A 22,965-nucleotide genomic window follows, 5' to 3' on the forward strand; every position below is an offset into this window, starting at 1 on the left:
TTTTTAAAATCCTGTTACTGTGACTCCTAGTAAACGGATACCTTTTTCTTTTTCAGCTAGCTCTTCGTAGAGTTGAAGGGCAGTTTGAGAAATCTGACTAGCGTCCTGTGTTGCTTGTGGGAGGCTTTTTCGTCTAGTCAGAGTGGAGAAGTCAGCATATCGTATTTTTAGGATAATGATTTTTCCAGCTTTGCCTTGTTGGCTGAGATTGTGAGCTACCTTTTCTGAGAGAAGAGTCAGCTCTTTTTTGATGTCTTCTTCTACTTGCAGAATCTTCCCATAGGTTTTCTCCTTGCCAATGGACTTACGAATGCGATCGGACTTGACTGGAGAATTGTGAATACCACGAGCCTTTCGATAAAGCTCATAACCGAGTCTGCCAAACCGATCGATTAAAGTGACTTCTGAGACGTCCAATAAGTCTGCGCCAGTATAAATGCCCATTTCATGAAGGCGTTCAACTGTTTTTTTGCCCACGCCATGAAATTTAGCAATGTCCATTGGTTTGAGAAAGTCTTGGGCTTGATCTGGGAGAATCACTGTCAAACCATGTGGTTTTTGATAGTCACTAGCCATTTTAGCTAGGAATTTGTTATAAGAAACACCTGCAGAAGCAGTCAGGTGTAGTTCCTGCCAGATATCCTGTTGGATGAGGCGGGCAATTTTGACGGCTGACTTGATACCGAGTTTATTTTCTGTCACATTCAAGTAGGCTTCGTCAATACTCATAGGTTCAATCAAATCAGTGTAGCGTTTAAAAATAGCTCGGATCTCAAGTCCCACAGTTTTGTATTTTTCATAATTTCCTGAGATAAAGATAGCTTGTGGACAGCGCTCATAAGCTTCTTTAGAACTCATGGCTGAATGAACACCAAAAGCTCGTGCCTCATAGCTACAGGTAGAAACGACTCCTCGACCACCTGTTTGTCTGGGATCGCTCCCAATGATGACAGGTTTACCCTTTAACTTAGGATTATCTCTGATTTCCACCGAAGCAAAAAAGGCATCCATGTCGATATGGATGATTTTTCGCGATGTGTCATTGATAAGCGGGAAAATTAACATGCCGTCTCCTAGAATCTTTTAAAGCATAAATAAGCAAGTCACAATGACGAGAGTCTTCTTGTAATCTTTATTCACCAGGAGATAAACACTGCCGAATAGAAAACCAGCCAAACAAGTTAATATTCCTGTCAAGACACTTCCCTTTGACAAGATATGCATCAAGCCCCATGTCAAACCTAAGAGAATACCGCCATAGGGAATTTTATCATTTTTAAACCAAGTCTCAAAAGCTTTTTGTCCGAAAACCAGTACCAGAGAAATTAGGAAACTTTCAGCAGCATAGTAGATATATTGAAATAGAAATTTCAACCAACCTAAATGCTGAAATTCAATCAAAATTTTGAAACCCTTCCAATCCCAGTATTGGACAAGTGTAATAAGGATAAAACTCAAGACAATCGTCAACCATTGCCAAACAGATACAGTTTTTTTCTCCGTTTTCAAAAGGTCAAAGCCAGTTTGTTTTTTAGCCAGAGAAATAATACCGAAACCGAAACCAAACCAGCCCAAACTAGTCACTATCCAGTGAGCAATCATCTGAAACCTTGTTGCGTGATAAAGTGAAAGCCCCCAAAATCCTTCCACTGTCACCAGTAATAATTCAAATAAAAAGGTAGCAGTAGTATACAAGGCTAACCACAGAAAATCAAAGCCCGTAATATTTTTACTTTTTTTCATGATAAGTCCCCCTTAACTTTATAAACTATCTAAGTTTATTAGACTCTTTTCCTGTTTTCATTCAACTTTTCAAAATTATAACACAGATAACCCTATTTGTCAAACTGTATTATAAAAGAAAGCGCTAAAAAGGCTGTTTTCTTCTTGTTGAAATCGGTTACTGTGTGGTATACTTGATTTATGAATGTAACAGATGGTTGTTACTAGAAAGAAAAATGAGGACATTAACATGGTTGTTAAGACAGTTGTTGAAGCACAAGATATTTTTGATAAAGCTTGGGAAGGCTTCAAAGGCGTAGATTGGAAAGAAAAAGCAAGTATTTCTCGCTTCGTTCAAGCTAACTACACACCTTATGATGGAGATGAAAGTTTCCTTGCTGGCCCAACAGAACGTTCGCTTCACATCAAGAAAATCGTAGAAGAAACAAAAGCACACTACGAAGAAACTCGTTTCCCAATGGACACTCGTCCAACATCTATTGCTGATATTCCTGCTGGATTTATCGACAAAGAAAACGAATTGATCTTCGGTATCCAAAACGATGAACTCTTCAAATTGAACTTCATGCCAAAAGGTGGTATCCGTATGGCTGAAACTACTTTGAAAGAAAATGGATACGAACCAGATCCAGCTGTTCACGAAATCTTCACTAAATACGTAACAACAGTTAACGACGGTATCTTCCGTGCCTATACTTCAAACATCCGTCGCGCTCGTCACGCTCACACTGTAACTGGTCTTCCAGATGCCTACTCACGTGGACGTATCATCGGTGTTTACGCACGTCTTGCTCTTTACGGTGCAGATTATTTGATGCAAGAAAAAGTAAACGACTGGAATGCAATTAAAGAAATTGATGAAGAAACAATCCGTCTTCGTGAAGAAGTAAACCTTCAATACCAAGCATTGCAACAAGTTGTTCGCTTGGGTGACCTTTACGGAGTTGATGTCCGCAAACCAGCGATGAACGTCAAAGAAGCTATCCAATGGGTTAACATCGCCTTCATGGCTGTCTGCCGTGTTATCAACGGTGCTGCAACATCTCTAGGACGTGTGCCAATCGTATTGGACATCTACGCAGAACGTGACTTGGCTCGTGGTACATTTACTGAATCAGAAATCCAAGAATTCGTTGATGATTTCGTTATGAAACTTCGTACAGTTAAATTTGCTCGTACAAAAGCTTATGACCAATTGTACTCAGGTGACCCAACCTTCATCACAACTTCTATGGCTGGTATGGGTAACGACGGTCGTCATCGTGTTACTAAGATGGACTACCGTTTCTTGAACACTCTTGACAATATCGGTAACTCTCCAGAACCAAACTTGACAGTTCTTTGGACTGACAAATTACCTTATAGCTTCCGTCGCTACTGTATGCACATGAGCCACAAACACTCTTCTATCCAATACGAAGGTGTTACAACAATGGCTAAAGACGGATACGGTGAAATGAGCTGTATCTCATGTTGTGTATCTCCACTTGACCCAGAAAATGAAGAACAACGTCACAACATCCAGTACTTCGGTGCTCGTGTTAACGTATTGAAAGCCCTTCTTACTGGTTTGAACGGTGGTTACGACGATGTTCACAAAGACTACAAGGTATTTGACATCGAACCAATCCGTGACGAAGTTCTTGAATTCGAATCAGTTAAAGCTAACTTTGAAAAATCTCTTGACTGGTTGACTGACACTTACGTAGATGCTTTGAACATCATCCACTACATGACTGATAAGTACAACTACGAAGCGGTTCAAATGGCCTTCTTGCCAACTAAACAACGTGCTAACATGGGATTCGGTATCTGTGGATTTGCCAATACTGTTGACACATTGTCAGCAATCAAGTACGCTACAGTTAAACCAATCCGTGACGAGGATGGCTACATCTACGATTACGAAACAATCGGTGAATACCCACGTTGGGGTGAAGATGACCCACGTTCAAACGAATTGGCAGAATGGTTGATCGAAGCTTACACAACTCGTCTACGTAGCCACAAACTCTACAAGAACGCAGAAGCTACAGTATCACTTTTGACCATCACATCTAACGTTGCTTACTCTAAACAAACTGGTAACTCACCAGTCCACAAAGGCGTATACCTCAACGAAGATGGTTCTGTGAACTTGTCTAAACTTGAATTCTTCTCACCAGGTGCTAACCCATCTAACAAAGCTAAAGGTGGATGGTTGCAAAACTTGAACTCACTTGCTAGTCTTGACTTTGGTTACGCAGCTGATGGTATCTCATTGACAACTCAAGTTTCACCTCGTGCTCTTGGTAAAACTCGTGACGAACAAGTGGACAACTTGGTAACAATCCTTGATGGTTACTTCGAAAACGGTGGACAACACTGTAACTTGAACGTAATGGATTTGAAAGATGTTTATGACAAGATTATGAATGGCGAAGATGTCATCGTTCGTATCTCAGGATACTGTGTAAATACTAAATACCTCACTCCAGAACAAAAAACTGAATTAACACAACGTGTCTTCCACGAAGTTCTTTCAATGGATGATGCATTGAGCTAAGATTCAATTAGAATAGAAAGAAAGCCAGTTAATCTAACTGGCTTTCTTGTGCTTTAAAAACTTTTTAAAAAATAGTCAAATTTAGTCAAAAAGTTATTGACTTTTACTGACCAAAGTGGTATAGTAGAAACATAAGGAAAATGACTTCCTTAGAAAAACTCATTTTCAATGATTCTATTTCTTGAAAATGTATAATAGATACCCTAGAAAGGGGTGAGGCCTATGTTAAATCTAACAGACTTTGAAAAGAAGATGATAGAAGGCTTATGTAAAAAAGAAAAACCAGAAGTTATTCTTAGGGTAGCAAGTTAGCTAGTCTAAAATTTTTAAAACAAAGGTCAAAGATAGTCAATATCAGAGATTGCATCTAATTAAGAATAAACGAGGTAAAGAATATGAACAACAACTTTAATAACTTTAACAACATGGATGATTTATTTAACCAATTGATGGGTGGCATGCGAGGATACAGTTCTGAGAACCGTCGCTACTTGATTAATGGACGAGAAGTGACACCTGAGGAATTCGCTCACTATCGTGCAACTGGTCAATTACCAGGAAATGCAGAATCTGAGGTGCAAATGCAACAACACGCTTCAGGTATGAAACAAGACGGTGTCCTTGCTAAACTAGGTCGAAACTTGACCGCAGAAGCTCGCGAGGGCAAATTGGATCCTGTTATCGGACGAAACAAGGAAATTCAAGAAACATCTGAAATCCTCTCACGTCGTACCAAAAACAATCCTGTACTTGTCGGAGATGCAGGTGTTGGTAAGACAGCAGTTGTCGAAGGTCTAGCACAAGCTATTGTGAACGGAGATGTTCCAGCTGCCATCAAGAACAAGGAAATTATTTCTATTGATATCTCAGGTCTTGAGGCTGGGACTCAATACCGTGGCAGCTTTGAAGAAAACGTTCAAAACTTGGTCAATGAAGTAAAAGAAGCAGGAAATATTATCCTCTTCTTTGATGAAATCCACCAAATCCTTGGTGCTGGTAGCACTGGTGGAGACAGTGGTTCTAAGGGGCTTGCGGACATTCTCAAGCCAGCCCTCTCTCGTGGTGAATTGACCGTTATTGGAGCGACAACTCAAGACGAATACCGTAACACCATTTTGAAGAATGCAGCTCTTGCTCGTCGTTTCAACGAAGTTAAGGTCAATGCTCCTTCAGCAGAGGATACCTTTAAAATTCTTCAAGGAATTCGTGACCTCTATCAACAACACCACAATGTCATCTTGCCAGACGAAGTCTTGAAAGCAGCAGTGGATTATTCAGTCCAATACATTCCTCAACGTAGCTTGCCAGATAAGGCTATTGACCTTGTTGATGTAACGGCAGCTCACTTGGCAGCTCAACATCCAGTAACAGATGTGCATGCTGTTGAACGGGAAATTGAAGCAGAAAAAGACAAGCAAGAAAAAGCAGTTGAGGCAGAAGACTTTGAAGCAGCTCTTAATGCCAAAACACGTATTGCAGAATTGGAAAAGAAAATCGAAAACCACACAGAAGATATGAAGGTGACTGCAAGTGTCAATGATGTGGCTGAATCTGTAGAACGTATGACTGGTATTCCGGTATCACAAATGGGAGCATCAGACATCGAACGTTTGAAAGATATGGCCCATCGCTTGGAACACAAGGTTATTGGCCAAGATAAGGCTGTAGAAGCTGTCGCTCGTGCTATCCGTCGTAACCGTGCTGGTTTTGATGAAGGCAATCGCCCAATCGGTAGCTTCCTCTTTGTAGGTCCAACTGGGGTTGGTAAGACGGAGCTTGCTAAGCAATTGGCGCTCGATATGTTTGGAACCAAGGATGCGATCATTCGCTTGGATATGTCTGAATACAGTGACCGCACAGCCGTATCTAAATTGATCGGTACAACAGCCGGTTATGTGGGTTATGATGACAATAGCAATACCTTGACAGAACGTGTTCGTCGTAATCCTTACTCTATCATTCTCTTGGACGAAATTGAAAAGGCTGATCCTCAAGTCATTACCCTTCTCCTCCAAGTCTTGGATGATGGTCGTTTGACTGATGGTCAAGGAAATACAGTGAACTTCAAGAACACAGTCATTATCGCGACATCAAATGCTGGATTTGGCTATGAAGCCAACTTGACAGAAGATGCGGATAAGCCAGAATTGATGGATCGTTTGAAACCATTCTTCCGCCCAGAGTTCCTTAACCGCTTTAACGCAGTTATCGAATTCTCACACTTGAATAAGGAAGACCTTTCTAAGATTGTGGACTTGATGTTGGCGGAAGTCAACCAAACCTTGGCTAAGAAAGACATTGATTTGGAAGTCAGCCAAGCAGCTAAAGACTTTATCACAGAAGAAGGTTATGACGAAGTTATGGGTGTTCGCCCTCTCCGTCGCGTGGTGGAACAACAAATTCGTGATAAGGTAACAGATTTCCACTTGGATCATCTAGATGCCAAACATTTGGAAGCAGATATGGAAGATGGCGTTTTGGTTATTCGTGAAAAAGCCTAACTCAAGATTTTGAGAATAAAAAAAGAAGGAACTAGCTAAAAAGCTGGTTCCTTTTTGTGTTTAGATGACATGGCGCTCAAAGGCATCATCTGAAATTCCTTGTTCTAGGATGAGTTTCGCCCATTCTTTAGCAGAAAAGAGGCTGTGGTCCTTGTAGTTTCCGCAAGATTCGATGGTTGTTCCAGGAACATCTTCCCAAGTAGTGGTTTCAGCGATTTCCTTGAGTGAATCCTTGATAACAGCAGCAATTTCAGCACTGGTATGACGTCCCCACATAATCATGTGAAAACCTGTACGGCAGCCAAATGGCGAACAGTCAATCATGCCGTCAATGCGGGTACGGATGAGTTTTGCCAAGAGGTGTTCGATAGTGTGAAGCCCAGCAGTAGGGATAGAGTCCTCATTTGGCTGTACCAAGCGAATATCAAAGTTGGAGATGACATCTCCCTTTGGTCCGGTTTCTTCCCCAATCAAGCGAACATAGGGGGCTTTAACAATGGTGTGGTCAAGTTCAAAACTTTCAACAATAACTTCTTTTGACATGGTAGTTCCTTTCAGTTTTCTTCTTTCATTATAACATAAAGGGTGCTGTTGATGGAGTTTGATAAATGACTTTTTGGTACTAGAATGATAATAAAGTCTCTATACATAAACCTCAGAATTATAAAGAAAGAATGGAGAGAAGAATACCTTGTGAAAGAAAAGTTTAGTTTTTCTAGTGGAACTAAGGTGACTTTTGAAAAGTGGATCAACTTTTTCTGAAATTTCTGTTTAATCTCTGAACTAATTCTGAACTAGATTGGGTATACTGGAGAAAATAAAGATAAAGGAGTTCAGTATGGAACATATGGTGAAAATAGAAGGCGTCTGCAAAAAGCATGGCAGCAAGCAGATTTTAGAAGATATTTCTTTTACAGCTAGAAGCGGTCGGATTACAGCTTTTCTAGGCCCAAATGGTGCAGGGAAAAGTTCGACCTTGAGGATTCTCTTGGGGTTAGATTGGGCGACAGCAGGGACTGCAACTTTTGATGGGCAAACCTATCAATCAATGACCTATCCGCTCAGAACGGTAGGTGCAGCCTTTGATGGCATTGGCGGTCTGCCAAATCGAAAGGTCTATGACCACTTGAGGATTATTGCGGCGAGTAATGCTATTTCCAAGTCTCGGATCGATGAGGTTTTGAAGATGACTGGAATCGCTCATAAGAGGAAGGACCTCTTGTCAAGCCTGTCTCTGGGGGAAGGTCAACGCTTGGGTTTGGCAGCAGCTTTGCTGGGTGATCCTCAGTTTCTTATATTAGATGAGCCGACTAATGGGCTGGATCCAAGTGGGATTAAGTGGTTTAGAAAGTTCATCCGTCAGCAGGCTGATTTAGGGAAAACGGTACTTCTATCTTCCCATATCCTATCAGAGGTGCAAATGGTGACAGATGATGTGGTCTTGATTCATCATGGGCGAATTATTGAGCAAGGACGATTGGAAGAGGTGCTGCAAGATTCAGACAGTTTAGAAGATCTCTTCTTTGATTTGACAGAGGAGGTTTAAGATGAAAGAAACGATGTCCTTATTGCATTCAGAATGGTTGAAAATTCGCTCAACCAAGGCTTTCAAAGTGAGTGTGGCCTTCATGCTACTATTGGTGCCTGTCGTATCCTGGTTGGAGGGCCGACAGTATCTGTCTATCGGCTTGGATGCTACACCTGAGACGGTTCCTAATCTGATAAACGCCATTGATCCGCTGGAATATCTAGGTCTCAACGGGGCCTCTATGGCAGTCATGGTTTTGGTCATCTTAGCTGGAATTTTGGGAGCTATGGAATTTCAGTCTCATAGCTTGAGAACCAGTCTTTTATCCTGTAATAACCGCCTGAAGCTGCTTGTGGGGAAACTCATGACCTTTACTTGCTTTTCTCTTGCCATTAGCTTTTTATCAATTTACTTTAGTTATATGGTCATGCATTTCGCTTTAGGAAAGGAAGGGCTTGATCCGATTTTGCTCAATCAGGCAGCTTGGAGTTTGATTTTGTGGAAAACCTTATCCCTAACCTTATTAGGAATCCTTTCATTTTTGTTAGGTTTATTGGCTCGGACCATGCTAGTTCCTCTGCTTTTTCTCGTACCCCAAATCTATAATCTGGGAAACTACCTGGCAGCTCACACGAGTTGGGGGGGTTATTTGCCACAGCCAGCAGGAGAGTTGTTTGCTGCAACGCCAACTTCCCAATATGCTAACAATCCCTTGCAAGGGCTGTTGATACTTGGCGCATGGCTGCTAGTCATCGGCGGCATGGCTTCTCTGCGCTTTTTGAAGACGGATTTAGGAGGGCGATACTGATGATAAAAGCTCTGCTTAAAAGTGAATGGATTAAGTTCCGTTCTTACTATCTCGCTCTTGGTGCAGCCTTGGTGGTTCTGGTAGTCGTTCCTTTTTTCCTGATGAATCTTGACTACAGTCAGACAGCAGTTGGTCAGACGAAGGCTCTGAGCGAGGTTTTGCATGCCCTCTATCTGGCGCAGCCTGTCATCGTCATCTTCACTTCTCTCTATTTTGCCCAAGAGTTTGTCAAGTCTGGGATGCGAACGAATTTTCTAACCGTATCAAATAGAAAGGCTTGGTTGGCTGGGAAATTCCTTTTTCTGGACTTGCTGCTCTTGGTTCTCTACAGTGTCATGATAGGCAGTTGTTTCCTTGTTATGCTGGCTCGTTTTGACCTAAGCTTTAGCTGGTCCTTACTAGGGAAATTTCTTTATTACAGCTCTTTTGGTCTTCTCAGCAATATTTTTCTGGCTTTTTTAACTGCCGGCCTCGCTTTGCTATTTCAATCTTGGGTTGTGCCGGTGTCGGTGCTCTTTCCTCTCTTGATTGGTCTTAGCCGTTTATTGGCGACTTTCATCAAGGAAGCAAAATACCTGCCCGATCTAGCTACGCTAAATCTTTTTGAGTATGAAGGGCTTCAGCATTCAATAGATCTGTCAGGTCTGGGAATACAGTTGTTATGGTTAGCTTTGGTTTGGAGCTCTGCTATATTCTTAACCTTGAAACGAGATGTTCGCTAGAGGTATGCTATAATGGAAATCATGAGACAGTATCGTATTTTGGTGGTTGATGACGACTGGAGCATTTTAAAGCTGGTGAAAAACGTCCTAGAGCTCGATGCTTATGACGTGACGACGCTTGATCGGATAGAAGAGATAGAGCTGACGGATTTTGTAGGATATGATTTGATTCTGCTAGATGTGATGATGGAGCCTGTTAATGGTTTTGAGCTGTGTTCCTACATTCGTCCTCATCTTTCGTGTCCAATCATCTTTCTGACGGCTAAGGAGTTGGAGGCGGACAAGGTGGAAGGACTCTTTCGCGGAGCAGATGACTATATTGTCAAGCCTTTTGGAACCAAAGAATTGCTGGCGCGTGTCAGAGCTCATCTTCGGCGGGAGGAAAGACGTGAGGAGCGCTATTCTGAAATTGCTTCTTGTCAATTTTATCCTGAGCGCTATGAAGTTGCCTGTTTTGGTAAAGTCTTGAAATTTTCAGAGCGAGAGTTTAAGTTACTGCATTTACTTGCTAGCAATCCCAAGCAGACCTTTTCAGCTGAACGCCTGCATACCTTGCTTTACCCAGAAAGCTCAGAAACACAGCTTCGCTCCATCTCAGAATACGTATATCAGATTCGTCAAAAATGCAAACAAGAAGGGCTGCAAGCAATCGCAACAGTGAGAGGAGTAGGCTATAGATGGCAATTAGAACACGAAATTTCAAAAGCCTAGTCTGGACAACCAGTTTGAAAATCGTCTTTTTTCATGTTTTGATTTTTGTGCTTATCGGCTATGAATTTACACAAGGCAGCGATTATGCCCTTTTCACCTTGTTCTTTTGGGCAGGGAGCTTGCTGCTGATTACTTTTTATCATATTTTGAAATTGCTCCGAAAAATCGACAGGGAAATAAAAATGCTAAAGAGCGAGAAGCTTTTAGAAGAAAATCAAAGCCAGCTTTTTCGGATCGAGGAAATGCTAGAAGTTTATAGCGATTTACGAAGCAGCCATCAAGAAAATGCTCGTCTTCTAGAAAAAGAGCAGCAGCATAATCAGGAATTGATTCTACAGCTATCAGCGACATCGCACGATTTGAAAACGCCCTTAACTGTGATTAAGGGGAATGCTGAGCTCTTGGAATTGGCGCAGTTGGACCAGCCACAGGCAGACTATGCTGCTGAGATTTTGCAGGCCAGTCACAAGATGGAAGAGTATTGTGGCTCTTTGATTGATTATGCTAAGACTTTTCAGATTGATGCTAATCAGTTCAGTCAGCTTTCCTTAGGGGACTTTTTGGCTGATCTACAGGACGACTGGGCACTGTTCAGCAAACAGGAAAGCTATCGTTTTTCTCTCCAAGAAGATTGTGATCTTAGTCTGATTTTGTCCATTCATTTAGACTATCTCAAGCGGGCTTTACTCAATATCTTACTAAATGCGCTTGAACATGCAGACCAGGATCAGAAGGAAGTCAAGCTAACGGTATCATTACAACAGGACCAGTTGGTTTTTGCTATCTGGAACAATGGCCCTGCATTTTCAGAGGAGATGCTGCTGGGAGCAGACCAACTCTTTTACCAGAGTGACCAAAGCCGCAATTCAGCTAATCCCCATCATGGTATCGGCTTAGCCTTTTCTAAGCAGGTAGCTCTCTTGCACGGTGGTCGTCTGACCCTGCTCAATCCAGACCACAGAGGAGCCTGTGTCGAGTTGACAATTTCATTGAAATAAGTGAGGTTGGAAAAAATCATAAAACGCATAATACCAAGTGTCCAAAAGACTTGATATTATGCGTTTTATCTTTTATCGTGTAAAGATTTACTGGATTTTTACTCAAATTGAGTTTTATCCAGCCTCGTTTAATTACTTCCGATACAAGCGATCGTATTGGTAGTATGGGTCAAAGGTTACGTTGATGCCTAGTTTGCGTAGGACATTCTTGTCTTCGTCGGTCAAGATGATGGTTGAGTGGGCTTCGCTTCCTTTGAGATTACCAAGTTCCTTCATTGCGCGTGCAGCATCAGGATTTTCCATGGCTGTAATAGCAAGGGCAATGAGAATTTCATTTGAATGTAGGCGCGGATTGCGGCTACCTAGATGATTGATTTTAAGGCCTTGAATTGGTTTGACGACTTCAGGCTCGATTAGTTTCACTTCCTTAGCGATGTCAGCTGATTTTTTGATGGCATTGATCAAAGCAGCAGCTGTAGGACCAAAGAGCTCTGAGTTTTTACCAGTGACAATGTCACCAGATGGCAATTCGAGAGCAAGGGCAGGCCCACCGGTTTCTTCTGCCTTTTGGCGTGCTGCGACAGCAACCTTGCGGTCTGCAGGTGTGATACCGAGGTCGTTCATGAGAAGTTCAATCTTCTTGACAGCAGTTTCTCCGACTTTTTCAGCTTTAAAATCAAGAACTGTTTGATAGTAGCGACGGATGATTTCTTGTTTAGAAGCTTCGACAGCAGCTTCATCATCAGTAATAGCAAAACCAACCATGTTGACACCCATGTCTGTTGGTGAAGCGTATNGAGATTCACCGAGAATGCGTTCCAACATACGTTTAAGCACTGGGAAAATTTCGATATCACGGTTGTAATTGACCGTTGTTTCTCCGTAGGTTTGGAGATGGAAGGGGTCAATCATATTGACATCGTCTAAGTCTGCTGTAGCAGCCTCGTAGGCCAAGTTGACAGGGTGATGAAGGGGCAGATTCCAGACTGGGAAGGTTTCAAATTTAGCATAGCCAGACTTGATACCGTTGATTTGGTCGTGGTACATATTGGACATACAGGTTGCCAATTTTCCAGAACCAGGTCCAGGAGCGGTTACGACAATCAAGTTGCGACTGGTTTTGATGTAGTCGTTTTTCCCCATACCTTCTGGAGAAATGATGTGGTCCATATCAGTCGGATATCCTTTGATTGGGTAATGAAGATAAGAATCAATTCCGTTTTTATCTAACTGGTTGCGGAAGGCATCTGCAGCCGGTTGGCCAGCGTACTGTGTGATGACAACCGAACCAACAAAAATTCCCAGCTCATTGAATTTGTCAATCAAACGAAGAACTTCTTGGTCATAAGAAATGCCTAGGTCGCCACGCGCTTTAGAATGCTCGATGTTGCTTGCGTTAATGGCGATCACAACTTCAACCTGCTCTTTCAATTCTTGCAAGAGCTTGATTTTATTGTCAGGCTCATAACCAGGAAGGACACGAGCAGCGTGGAAATCTTCCAACATTTTGCCACCAAACTCCAAATAGAGCTTGCCGTCAAATTGGTTGATGCGCTCCAAAATGTGGTCGCGCTGTAGATTCAAATATTGTTCAGAACTAAAAGCTTGTTTTTTCATTTTTTTACCTCTGACCTCTATTATAATAAAAAATTGGAAGTTAGGAAACTGCGGAGTCAAAAAAGAAATCAAAAAGATTGAGCAAACGCTTGCACTAAGTTTAAAAAAGCGCTATCATAGACTATAGATTATTAAAATAATGAGGTAAGAAGATGCAAGAAAAATGGTGGCATAATGCCGTAATCTACCAAGTCTATCCAAAGAGTTTTATGGACAGCAACGGAGATGGCATTGGTGATTTGCCAGGAATTACTAGTAAGTTGGACTATCTAGCTAAGTTAGGAATCACAGCGATTTGGCTTTCTCCTGTTTATGATAGTCCTATGGATGATAATGGTTATGATATTGCTGATTATCAAGCGATTGCAGCTATTTTCGGAACCATGGAGGATATGGATGAACTCATCGCAGAAGCTAAGAAGCGTGATATTCGAATTATCATGGACTTGGTGGTCAATCATACCTCGGATGAGCACGCCTGGTTTGTCGAGGCCTGTGAAAATCCTGATAGCCCCGAGCGAGACTACTATATCTGGCGGGATGAGCCCAATGATTTGGAGTCTATCTTTAGTGGATCTGCCTGGGAATACGATGAAAAGTCGGGTCAATACTATCTCCACTTTTTCAGCAAGAAACAGCCTGATCTCAACTGGGAGAACGAAAAACTGCGCCAGAAAATTTATGAGATGATGAACTTCTGGATTGATAAAGGCATTGGTGGTTTCCGTATGGATGTCATTGACATGATTGGGAAAATTCCTGATGAGAAGGTAGTGAATAATGGTCCTATGCTCCATCCCTATCTCAAGGAAATGAATCAGGCGACCTTTGGAGATAAGAATCTCTTGACAGTAGGAGAGACCTGGGGAGCAACGCCAGAGATTGCTAAGCTCTACTCGGATCCAAAGGGACAAGAATTGTCTATGGTCTTCCAGTTTGAACACATCTGTCTTCAATATCAGGAAGGGCAACCTAAGTGGCATTACCAAAAAGAATTAAATGTAGGGAAATTAAAAGAAATTTTCAACAAATGGCAGACTGAGTTAGGAGTTGAAGACGGCTGGAATTCTCTCTTCTGGAACAACCATGACCTTCCTCGCATCGTCTCTATCTGGGGAAATGACCAAGAATACCGTGAAAAATCCGCCAAAGCCTTTGCAATCTTGCTTCATCTCATGAGAGGGACGCCTTATATCTACCAGGGTGAGGAGATTGGGATGACCAACTATCCGTTTGAAACACTGGACCAAGTAGAAGATATTGAATCCCTCAACTATGCGCGTGAAGCTCTTGAAAAAGGCGTTCCGATTGAAGAAATCATGGACAGCATCCGTGTCATCGGTCGTGATAATGCCCGTACTCCAATGCAATGGGATGAGAGCAAAAACGCTGGCTTCTCAACAAGTCAACCTTGGTTGGCGGTTAATTCAAACTACGAAGCAATCAACGTTCAAGAAGCACTGGCAAATCCAGATTCGATTTTCTATACCTATCAAAAACTCGTTCAAATCCGTAAGGAGAATAGTTGGCTGATTCGAGCTGATTTTGAATTGCTTGATACAGCTGATAAGGTCTTTGCCTATATCCGTAAGGACGGTGACCGCCACTTCCTAGTAGTGGCTAACTTGTCCAATGAAAAACAAACCTTTTCAGTAGAAGGAAGAGTCAAGTCAATCTTGATTGAAAACACTACTGCTAAAGAAACAGTTGAAAAACAAATCTTGGCACCATGGGATGCTTTCTGTGTGGAACTAACGGATTAAAATAAGGGAACCTCAAGCTTTTGTAGCTTGGGGCCTTTTTAGTAAAAATTATGTAGAAAAGTCTTTAAAAATATTTGTTAGAATTTTCTAAAAAATCTGTCGAAAGCCCTTGCTTTTATGAAAAAATAGGGTATAATGGTGAAAATACTATCTTAAAGGAGATTACTTATGAGATCGAAAAAGTGGCTCTTAGGAGCAGGTGCCGTCCTGAGCACAGCCCTTCTTTTAACTGCTTGTGGGCAAAGTGAAAAGAAGGCTGATGCACCCAAGACATTCTCTTATGTCTATGCTATGGATCCATCATCTTTGGACTACAGTGTGACGAGCAAGAGTTCAACTTCTGATGTTATAGCGAACGTTGTCGATGGCCTTTTGGAAAATGATAAATACGGGAACTTGATTCCGTCGCTTGCAGAAGACTGGTCCGTTTCTAAAGATGGTTTGACCTATACCTACAAACTTCGTAAGGGTGTAAAATGGTATACTTCTGAGGGAGAAGAGTATGCTGAAGTCAAGGCTCAGGATTTTGTTACTGGTCTAAAACACGCAGCTGATGGAAAATCAGATGGTCTTACTTTGATTCAAGATTCTATCAAAGGATTAGCTGCCTACATCAGTGGAGAAAGCAATGACTTTTCTACTGTAGGAGTCAAGGCTGTTGACGATTACACGGTAGAATATACGCTCAACAAGCCAGAAAGTTTCTGGAACTCTAAAGTCACAACTGCGACCATGCTTCCAGTAAATGAAGAGTTTTTGAATTCTAAAGGGGGCGACTACGGTGCACCAACTCCATCAAGCATCCTTTATAACGGTCCTTATTTCTTGAAATCATTGACTTCAAAATCAGCCATCGAATATGAAAAGAATCCGAACTACTGGGATAAGGACAATGTTAAGATTGACAACATTAAACTAACTTTCTACGATGGATCAGACCAAGAATCTTTGATTCGTAGTTTTACGCAGGGTGCTTATACAACAGCTCGTCTCTTCCCAACAAGTTCAAATTTTGAGTCAACTAAAAAAGAATACGGCGATAAGATTGTCTACAGTCCACAAGAAGCAACAAGCTACTACCTCACTGTTAACGTAAATCGCCAGTCTTACAATAAAACAGCTAAAACAGACGAAGCTCAAAAAACATCAACAAAAGAAGCTCTTCTCAACAAGAACTTTCGTCAGGCGCTAAACTTTGCCCTTGACCGTCACTCATACACTGCTCAGTTGAATGGTGAAGAAGGTGCGGACAAGATTATCCGTAACAGCCTAGTGCCTCATGACTACGTTCAAGTTGGTGAAAAAACCTTTGGAGAGTTGGCTCAGACAGAGCTTGTTTCATATGGAGACCAGTGGAAAGATGTAGCCCTTACAGATGGCAAGGATACGATTTACAGTCCTGAAAAGGCTAAGGCAGCCTTTGCTAAAGCTAAGACAGAATTGCAAGCCAAGGGTGTTACTTTCCCAATCCATTTGGATATCCCAGTTGAACAAACAGATGTAATCGCGGTTCAACAAACCAACTCACTCAAGCAGTCTATCGAATCATCGCTTGGTACAGAGAATGTCATTGTCGATGTCCTTCAAATGACCGATAATGAAAAGATGAGCATTACGTCTCAAGCCAAGGTGCCATCTCAAAAAGACTATGATTTGAACGGAACTGGTTGGGGACCAGACTATCAAGACCCAGCTACCTACCTCAACATTCTTGATGCTAAGAAGGGTTCTGCCCTTAAACACTTGGGAATTACTCGCGGAAAAGATCCAGAAGTGATGGCTCAAGTTGGACTGGACGAATACAAGAAACTCTTGGATGATGCTGCAGCTGAAACCAGCGACCTTAATAAGCGTTATGAAAAATACGCTAAAGCTCAAGCTTGGGTGTCAGACAGCTCACTCTTAATCCCAGTTGCTTCTTCAGGTGGTTCTCCAACGGTTAGCCGTACTGTACCATTCACAAAAGCTTACTCTCAAGTCGGAATCAAGGGAGATCCATTTGTGTTCAAAGGTTTGGAGTTACAAAAGGACGTTGTGACTGCAAAAGAATACGAAGAAGCCTTCAAGAAATGGCAACAAGAAAAAATCGAAACAAATGCCAAATACCAAAAAGAACTTGAAAAACACGTTAAGTAATCTATAAACAGAAAAGGAAGCTGCAGGAAACTGTGCTTCCTTTTTTGTTTTGAGACACCAGTTGTCATAAAAGCAGTAACTTTACATTTTTGAATAAATTTGATAAAATACGGCTATGTTATAAAAAGTGACATAAAGGAGTGAATGATGATCAAAATGAAAAAAAGACTAATCGGGACAGGTCTTGTCTTAGCGACAGGGATTTTGCTTTCGGCATGTGGACAGTTCAACACAAATACTAGCACTTATTCATCAACATTTAGTGCGAATCCAACAACTTTCAACTATCTTCTAGATTATTATGCAGATAACACTGCCGTTATTACCAATCTCGTAGATGGTCTGCTAGAAAACGACAGTTATGGGAACCTCGTACCTGCTCTTGCGGAGGATTGGTCCGTTTCATCAGATGGTTTGACCTATACCTACAAGCTCAGAAAAGATGCCAAGTGGTATACAGCTGATGGTGAGGAATATGCTTCAGTCAAGGCTCAGGATTTTGTTACTGGGATCAAATATGCTGCAGACAACAAGGGACAAGCCATGGATCTGATCCAAAATTCAATCAAGGGATTAGAAGACTATGTGACGGGTGTGACCAATGACTTTTCAACTGTTGGTGTCAAAGCCTTGGATGATTACACGGTCGAGTACACTTTGACTCGACCAGAACCGTACTGGAATTCAAAGACAACCAATAGTATCCTTTTCCCAGTCAACGAAGAGTTCTTGAAATCAAAGGATAAAGACTTTGGTACCTTGACACCAGATAGCATCCTTTATAATGGTCCGTATTTGTTAAAGGATTTCACATCAAAATCTTCGATCGAATATGTGAAGAATCCACACTATTATGACCATGACAAAGTAACCATTGAAAAAGTTAAGTTAGCCTACTTTGATGGGTCCGATCAGGAGATGACCATTCGAAACTTTGAAAATGGCGCCTACTCGATTGCGGGAGTCTATCCAAATAGTTCGAACTATGCCAAGACAAAAGAAAAATACCAAGACAATATCGTTTATAGCTTGCAAGACAAGACATCTTGGTACTTTAACTTTAACGTCAACCGAAAAACCTATAATCATACCGCTAAAACAACGGACGAACAAAAGAAATCAGCTCAAACAGCTATCTTAAATAAAAATTTCCGTCAGGCTATCAACTTTGGTATTGATCGAACAGCCTACTCTGCTCAATCTAACGGTGAAGAAGCAGCGAGCAAAACCCTTCGTAATACTCTGGTTCCCCCAACATTTGTTCAGGTGGGAGATAAGACCTTTGGAGAAGTGACAGCTTCTAAACTTGTAAACTATGGAACTGAGTGGTCAGGTATCAATTTGGCAGACGCTCAAGATGCATACTTTAACAAGGAAAAGTCCCAAGCAAAATTTGCAGAAGCTAAAAAGGAATTAGAAGCCCAAGGCGTAACTTTCCCAATCCATTTGGATGTCCCTGTTGATCAGACGAATAAAAATGCGGTTTCCGGTATGAACTCGGTTAAACAAACCCTTGAAACAGTACTAGGTTCTGACAATATCGTCATTGACGTTCAACAACTTTCTACAGATGACTTTGGAAATGTTGCCTTCCTAGCACCAAATCCAGCAGCTCGTGACTACGACCTAAACTTTGATGGTTGGGTTGGTGATTACCAGGATCCATCAACTTATCTAGACCCCTTCAATGCTGAAACCGGCTTCTATCTCAAGATTTTTGGCCTTGATGCCAAGGAAGACCAAGAGCTCATCAAGAGTTTGGGGCTCGATACCTATACACAACTCCTGAAAAAAGCAGATGCCGAGAACAAAGATGTCGCTAAGCGTTATGAAAAATACGCTGAAGCCCAAGCTTGGATGATTGACAATTCTCTAATCATGTCTGCTATGTCAAATGGCGGTACAGCCTCTGTAACCAAAGTAACTCCGTTTACACGTGCCTACTCCCTAGTGGGTATCAAGGGTGACGGAAATAATTATAAGTACATGAGATTGCAAAAGGACCCTGTTACCAAGAAACAATTTGACGAAGCCAAGGCCAAGTGGGAAGCAGAAAGTAAAAAGGCTATTGAAAAGAGCCAAAAAGAGTTTGAAAATCATATCAAATAAAAACAGAAATGGGGCCTCATAATAAGGGCCTTGTTTTTGTTTTATCAAGGATTCCGTTAATGGAAGTCATAAATTCAAAATATAGCTAAGAAAAAATGAATGAAAACGCTGATAATAGCAGGAATGAATGGAATTTCTTTCATGATTGTGATATAATAATCATAATTATTAACGTGTATAGGGGATTACCATGAGTAGACGTTCAAAGAGAAATCGTTCAGGAAATGTGAAACGAAGTATTAATATAGCTTTATTAGCCATTTATTTATTATTGAGTGGCTCTTTGTTGTTCTTAATTTTTAGACATAACATCCTAGCTTTTAGGCATCTCAATATCTTAGCTACTGTTCTAGTTTTACTATCTGCTGTCGCAGCTCTACTTTTAATAGTATATAAGAAAGCCGAAAAGTTCACGATCTTCTTTTTGGTACTTGCGGTGTTGACTAGTTCGGTTTCGCTATTTGCTTTGCACCAATTTGTGGGCTTGACTAATCACATCAATGCGACATCAAACTACTCAGAGTATTCGATGAGTGTTGTGGTTCTAAAAGATAGTGAAATCAACAACGTTACCCAGTTGGAAAGTGTAACAGGTCCGACTGAAACGGATAATGACAATATTCAAAAATTAATAGCGGATATTAAGACGACTCAGAGCAAAGACTTGACGGTTGAACAAAGTGCATCTTACCTAGCAGCCTATAAGAGCTTGATTTCAGGTGATGCGAAAGCGATTGTCTTGAACAGTGTCTTTGAAAATATCATTGAAGCAGAGTATCCAGATTATGCTTTGAAGATTAAGAAAATCTATACGAAAAAACTAACCAAGGATGTTGCGGCACCAAAGGTATCTAAGAATCAATCCTTTAATATTTATATCAGTGGTATTGATACCTACGGACCTATCAGTTCAGTTTCTCGTTCAGACGTCAACATCTTAATGACTGTGAACCGAGATACCAAGAAAATCCTTCTCACTACAACACCTCGAGATTCTTATGTTCCGATTGCGGACGGAGGAAATAATCAAAAGGACAAATTGACTCACGCGGGGATTTATGGAGTGGACTCATCAATTCATACCTTGGAAAACCTATATGGAGTTGATATTAACTACTATGTTCGTTTGAATTTCACCTCTTTCTTGAAATTGATTGACCTTCTAGGTGGTGTGGAGGTTTATAATGACCAAGATTTCACTTCTTTGCATGGGCAGTACCATTTTCCTGTTGGGAATGTCCATCTAGACTCTGAAAAAGCCCTTGGTTTTGTCCGCGAACGCTACTCTCTAGCGGATGGAGACCGCGACCGCGGTCGGAACCAGCAAAAAGTCATTGTTGCTATCATTCAGAAGCTAACCTCGACAGAGGCTTTAAAGAATTATGACAACATTATTCAAGGATTGCAAGACTCTCTTCAGACTAATATGCCTTTGGAAACCATGATGGACTTGATTAATACACAGTTGGATAGTGGTGGTCAGTATAAGGTTAATTCCCAAGACTTAAAAGGAACTGGTAGAACGGATCTTCCATCCTACGCTATGCCAGATAGCAACCTCTATATGATGGAAATTGATGAAAGTAGCTTGGCTGCAGCCAAGGCAGCTATCAAAGATGTGATGGAGGGGAAGTAGCATGATAGACATCCATTCACACATCGTTTTTGATGTGGATGATGGTCCAAAGTCGATAGAGGAGAGTAAAAACCTTTTAAGAGAAGCCTATAGTCAAGGGGTCAGGACCATTGTTTCCACGTCTCATCGTCGGAAAGGGATGTTTGAGACGCCAGAAGAGAAAATAGCAACTAACTTTTTGAAAGTTCGCGAAATGGCCAAGGAGGTGGCAGATGACCTTGTCATCGTTTATGGCGCAGAAATATACTATACGCCAGATGTTGTCGAAAAATTGGAAAAGAAATTGATTCCAACCCTCAATGATAGTCACTATGCTTTGATTGAGTTTAGTATGAATACACCCTATCGAGATATACATAAAGGACTGAGCGATATTCTCATGTTAGGGTTCACACCAGTTATTGCCCATATTGAGCGTTATGATGCTCTAGAAAATAATGAAAAGCGAGTTCGGGAACTGATTGATATGGGGTGCTATACCCAGGTCAATAGTTCTCATGTCTTGAAACCAAAACTCTTTGGAGAAACCTACAAATTCATGAAAAAGAGAGCTCAGTATTTCTTGGAACGTGATCTAGTTCATGTCATTGCTAGCGATATGCATAACTTGGATCGTAGACCACCTCATATGGAAGAAGCCTATGATATCATTGCTAAAAAGTATGGCGAAGATAAGGCGAAGGAACTCTTCAAAGATAACCCACGAAAAATAATAATGGATCAATTGATTTAGGAGAAACAATGAAAGAACAAAATATGATGGAAATTGATGTGTTTCAATTGCTTAAAATTCTTTGGAAACGGAAATTTCTAATTGCACTGGTAGCAATCGTAACTGGGGTAGTAGCCTTTGCCTACAGTAGCTTTATCGTAAAACCTGAATATACCAGTACGACACGTATCTATGTAGTTAATCGTAATCAGGGAGATAAGTCAGGGCCAACAAACCAAGATTTGCAAGCAGGATCTTACTTGGTTAAAGACTATCGCGAAATTATTCTTTCGCAAGACGTTTTGGAGAAGGTTGCAACGGATTTGAAACTGGATCTTTCTCCAAAGGATTTGACTAAAAAAGTTAAGGTAACAGTTCCGGTTGATACACGTATTGTATCTATCTCTGTTACAGATCGTGCACCTGAAGAAGCAAGTCGTATTGCCAACTCATTGAGAGAGGTTGCAGCTCAAAAGATTATTAGTGTTACACGGGTTTCAGATGTGACGACACTCGAAGAGGCTCGTCCAGCAACCTCGCCATCTTCACCAAACATTCGTCGTAATACCATGATTGGATTTCTTGCTGGAGCAGTTGTGATGATTGCTACTGTTATTCTTATCGAACTCCTAGACACACGGGTTAAACGACCAGAAGACGTTGAGGATGTTATGCAAATTGCATTATTAGGAGTTGTTCCAAATCTGGATAAATTGAAATAGGAGAGAAGAATGCCAACGTTAGAAATCGCACACAAAAAATTGAATCAGGCAAGAAAAGCAGAGGAATATTACAATGCGCTTCGTACCAATATACAATTGAGTGGGAATGACTTAAAAGTTATTTCCATTACATCAGTAAAACCGGGGGAAGGGAAGTCAACTACTTCTACCAATATTGCTTGGGCCTTTGCGCGTGCTGGATATAAGACACTTTTAATTGACGCCGATATTCGTAATTCTGTCATGTCAGGTGTTTTTAAATCACGTGAAAAGATCACAGGATTAACAGAGTTCTTATCTGGAACAACAGATTTATCACAAGGATTATGTGATACGGATGTTGAAAATTTGTTTGTCATTCAAGCTGGTACCGTTTCCCCAAATCCAACAGCTTTGTTGCAAAGTGAGAATTTTAAGACTATGCTTGATACTTTGCGCAAGTACTTCGATTACATCATTGTGGACACCGCTCCTATCGGGGTTGTGATCGATGTGGCTATCATCACTCAGAAATGTGATGCTTCGATTTTGGTGACTGCAGCTGGTGAAACAAATCGACGTGATATCCAAAAAGCCAAAGAACAATTGGAACAAACAAGTAAACCATTCTTAGGGATTGTGTTAAATAAATTGAATACCTCGGTTGAAAAATATGGATCATATGGAGCTTATGGCTCTTACGGTAAAAAATAAGAGATAGCTTGGGGAAGATAT

General features: G+C 41.2%; 18 protein-coding genes. 14 read left to right on the top strand and 4 right to left on the bottom strand.

What is annotated here, in order from left to right:
* Window positions 1-3 precede the first annotated feature (3 nt).
* Both dinB and D8847_RS06225 read right to left on the bottom strand, forming a co-directional pair.
* On the bottom strand, window positions 4-1,065 hold the full coding sequence (dinB, locus tag D8847_RS06220) for a DNA polymerase IV (RefSeq protein WP_125840990.1): 1,062 nt from the start codon (window positions 1,063-1,065) through the stop codon (window positions 4-6).
* Between the two features lie 18 nt (window positions 1,066-1,083).
* Window positions 1,084-1,743 carry a hypothetical protein gene (locus D8847_RS06225; RefSeq protein ID WP_125840991.1) on the bottom strand — a complete coding sequence of 220 codons (660 nt, stop codon included), beginning with the start codon at window positions 1,741-1,743 and terminating at the stop codon, window positions 1,084-1,086.
* 229 nt (window positions 1,744-1,972) lie between these two features.
* Here D8847_RS06225 and pflB point away from each other — a divergent pair, with 229 nt between their 5' ends.
* Window positions 1,973-4,288, top strand: coding sequence for a formate C-acetyltransferase (pflB, locus tag D8847_RS06230; RefSeq protein ID WP_125841013.1), 2,316 nt, complete (start codon window positions 1,973-1,975; stop codon window positions 4,286-4,288).
* Window positions 4,289-4,683: 395 nt separating this feature from the next.
* Window positions 4,684-6,789 carry an ATP-dependent Clp protease ATP-binding subunit gene (locus D8847_RS06235; RefSeq protein ID WP_125840992.1) on the top strand — a complete coding sequence of 702 codons (2,106 nt, stop codon included), beginning with the start codon at window positions 4,684-4,686 and terminating at the stop codon, window positions 6,787-6,789.
* A gap of 60 nt (window positions 6,790-6,849) precedes the next feature.
* Here the strand turns inward: D8847_RS06235 and D8847_RS06240 are convergent, their stop codons facing one another.
* Entirely contained in the window at window positions 6,850-7,332 is a 483-nt protein-coding gene (locus D8847_RS06240) for an S-ribosylhomocysteine lyase (protein ID WP_000032557.1), read from the bottom strand.
* A gap of 295 nt (window positions 7,333-7,627) precedes the next feature.
* Between D8847_RS06240 and D8847_RS06245 the strand changes: the two genes are divergently transcribed.
* The 5 genes from D8847_RS06245 to D8847_RS06265 are packed head-to-tail and all read left to right on the top strand — an operon-like array spanning window position 7,628 to window position 11,556.
* Window positions 7,628-8,335, top strand: a complete 708-nt coding sequence (locus tag D8847_RS06245; protein WP_125840993.1) for an ABC transporter ATP-binding protein — start codon at window positions 7,628-7,630, stop codon at window positions 8,333-8,335.
* A 1-nt stretch (window position 8,336) separates the two neighbouring features.
* A complete protein-coding gene (locus D8847_RS06250) occupies window positions 8,337-9,125 on the top strand; it encodes an ABC transporter permease (protein WP_125840994.1) in 789 nt (262 codons plus the stop codon).
* Window positions 9,125-9,847 carry a lantibiotic ABC transporter permease gene (locus D8847_RS06255; RefSeq protein ID WP_125840995.1) on the top strand — a complete coding sequence of 241 codons (723 nt, stop codon included), beginning with the start codon at window positions 9,125-9,127 and terminating at the stop codon, window positions 9,845-9,847. Before D8847_RS06250 ends, D8847_RS06255 begins: the two co-directional genes overlap by 1 nt.
* 12 nt (window positions 9,848-9,859) lie before the next feature.
* A complete protein-coding gene (locus D8847_RS06260) occupies window positions 9,860-10,558 on the top strand; it encodes a response regulator transcription factor (protein WP_125840996.1) in 699 nt (232 codons plus the stop codon).
* Entirely contained in the window at window positions 10,525-11,556 is a 1,032-nt protein-coding gene (locus D8847_RS06265; RefSeq protein ID WP_125840997.1) for a sensor histidine kinase, read from the top strand. The genes D8847_RS06260 and D8847_RS06265 overlap by 34 nt, the downstream gene beginning before the upstream one ends.
* A 132-nt stretch (window positions 11,557-11,688) precedes the next feature.
* Here the strand turns inward: D8847_RS06265 and D8847_RS06270 are convergent, their stop codons facing one another.
* Entirely contained in the window at window positions 11,689-13,173 is a 1,485-nt protein-coding gene (locus D8847_RS06270) for a DUF1846 domain-containing protein (RefSeq protein ID WP_125840998.1), read from the bottom strand.
* 152 nt (window positions 13,174-13,325) lie between these two features.
* Between D8847_RS06270 and D8847_RS06275 the strand changes: the two genes are divergently transcribed.
* The 7 genes from D8847_RS06275 to D8847_RS06305 all read left to right on the top strand — a co-directional run bounded on the left by D8847_RS06275 (window position 13,326) and on the right by D8847_RS06305 (window position 22,944).
* Window positions 13,326-14,936: a glycoside hydrolase family 13 protein gene (locus tag D8847_RS06275; protein WP_125840999.1), complete on the top strand. Its 1,611-nt coding sequence runs from the start codon at window positions 13,326-13,328 to the stop codon at window positions 14,934-14,936.
* A 168-nt stretch (window positions 14,937-15,104) separates the two neighbouring features.
* The gene (locus tag D8847_RS06280) at window positions 15,105-17,072 is read left to right on the top strand and encodes a peptide ABC transporter substrate-binding protein (RefSeq protein ID WP_125841000.1); all 1,968 of its coding nucleotides are present in this window, start codon (window positions 15,105-15,107) and stop codon (window positions 17,070-17,072) included.
* A 147-nt stretch (window positions 17,073-17,219) separates the two neighbouring features.
* Window positions 17,220-19,181, top strand: coding sequence for a peptide ABC transporter substrate-binding protein (locus D8847_RS06285; RefSeq protein WP_125841001.1), 1,962 nt, complete (start codon window positions 17,220-17,222; stop codon window positions 19,179-19,181).
* A 190-nt stretch (window positions 19,182-19,371) separates the two neighbouring features.
* Window positions 19,372-20,817 (top strand): LCP family protein, encoded by a 1,446-nt coding sequence (locus D8847_RS06290; protein WP_125841002.1) that lies wholly within the window; start codon window positions 19,372-19,374, stop codon window positions 20,815-20,817.
* A 1-nt stretch (window position 20,818) separates the two neighbouring features.
* Window positions 20,819-21,550: a capsular polysaccharide biosynthesis protein Cps4B gene (gene cps4B, locus D8847_RS06295; protein WP_125841003.1), complete on the top strand. Its 732-nt coding sequence runs from the start codon at window positions 20,819-20,821 to the stop codon at window positions 21,548-21,550.
* A gap of 8 nt (window positions 21,551-21,558) precedes the next feature.
* Window positions 21,559-22,251, top strand: coding sequence for a capsular polysaccharide biosynthesis protein CpsC (cpsC, locus tag D8847_RS06300; protein WP_125841004.1), 693 nt, complete (start codon window positions 21,559-21,561; stop codon window positions 22,249-22,251).
* Between the two features lie 9 nt (window positions 22,252-22,260).
* On the top strand, window positions 22,261-22,944 hold the full coding sequence (locus D8847_RS06305) for a tyrosine-protein kinase (protein ID WP_125841005.1): 684 nt from the start codon (window positions 22,261-22,263) through the stop codon (window positions 22,942-22,944).
* Window positions 22,945-22,965: the final 21 nt, after the last annotated feature.

The organism is Streptococcus mitis, assembly GCF_003942795.1.
GTDB lineage: Bacteria > Bacillota > Bacilli > Lactobacillales > Streptococcaceae > Streptococcus > Streptococcus mitis_BJ.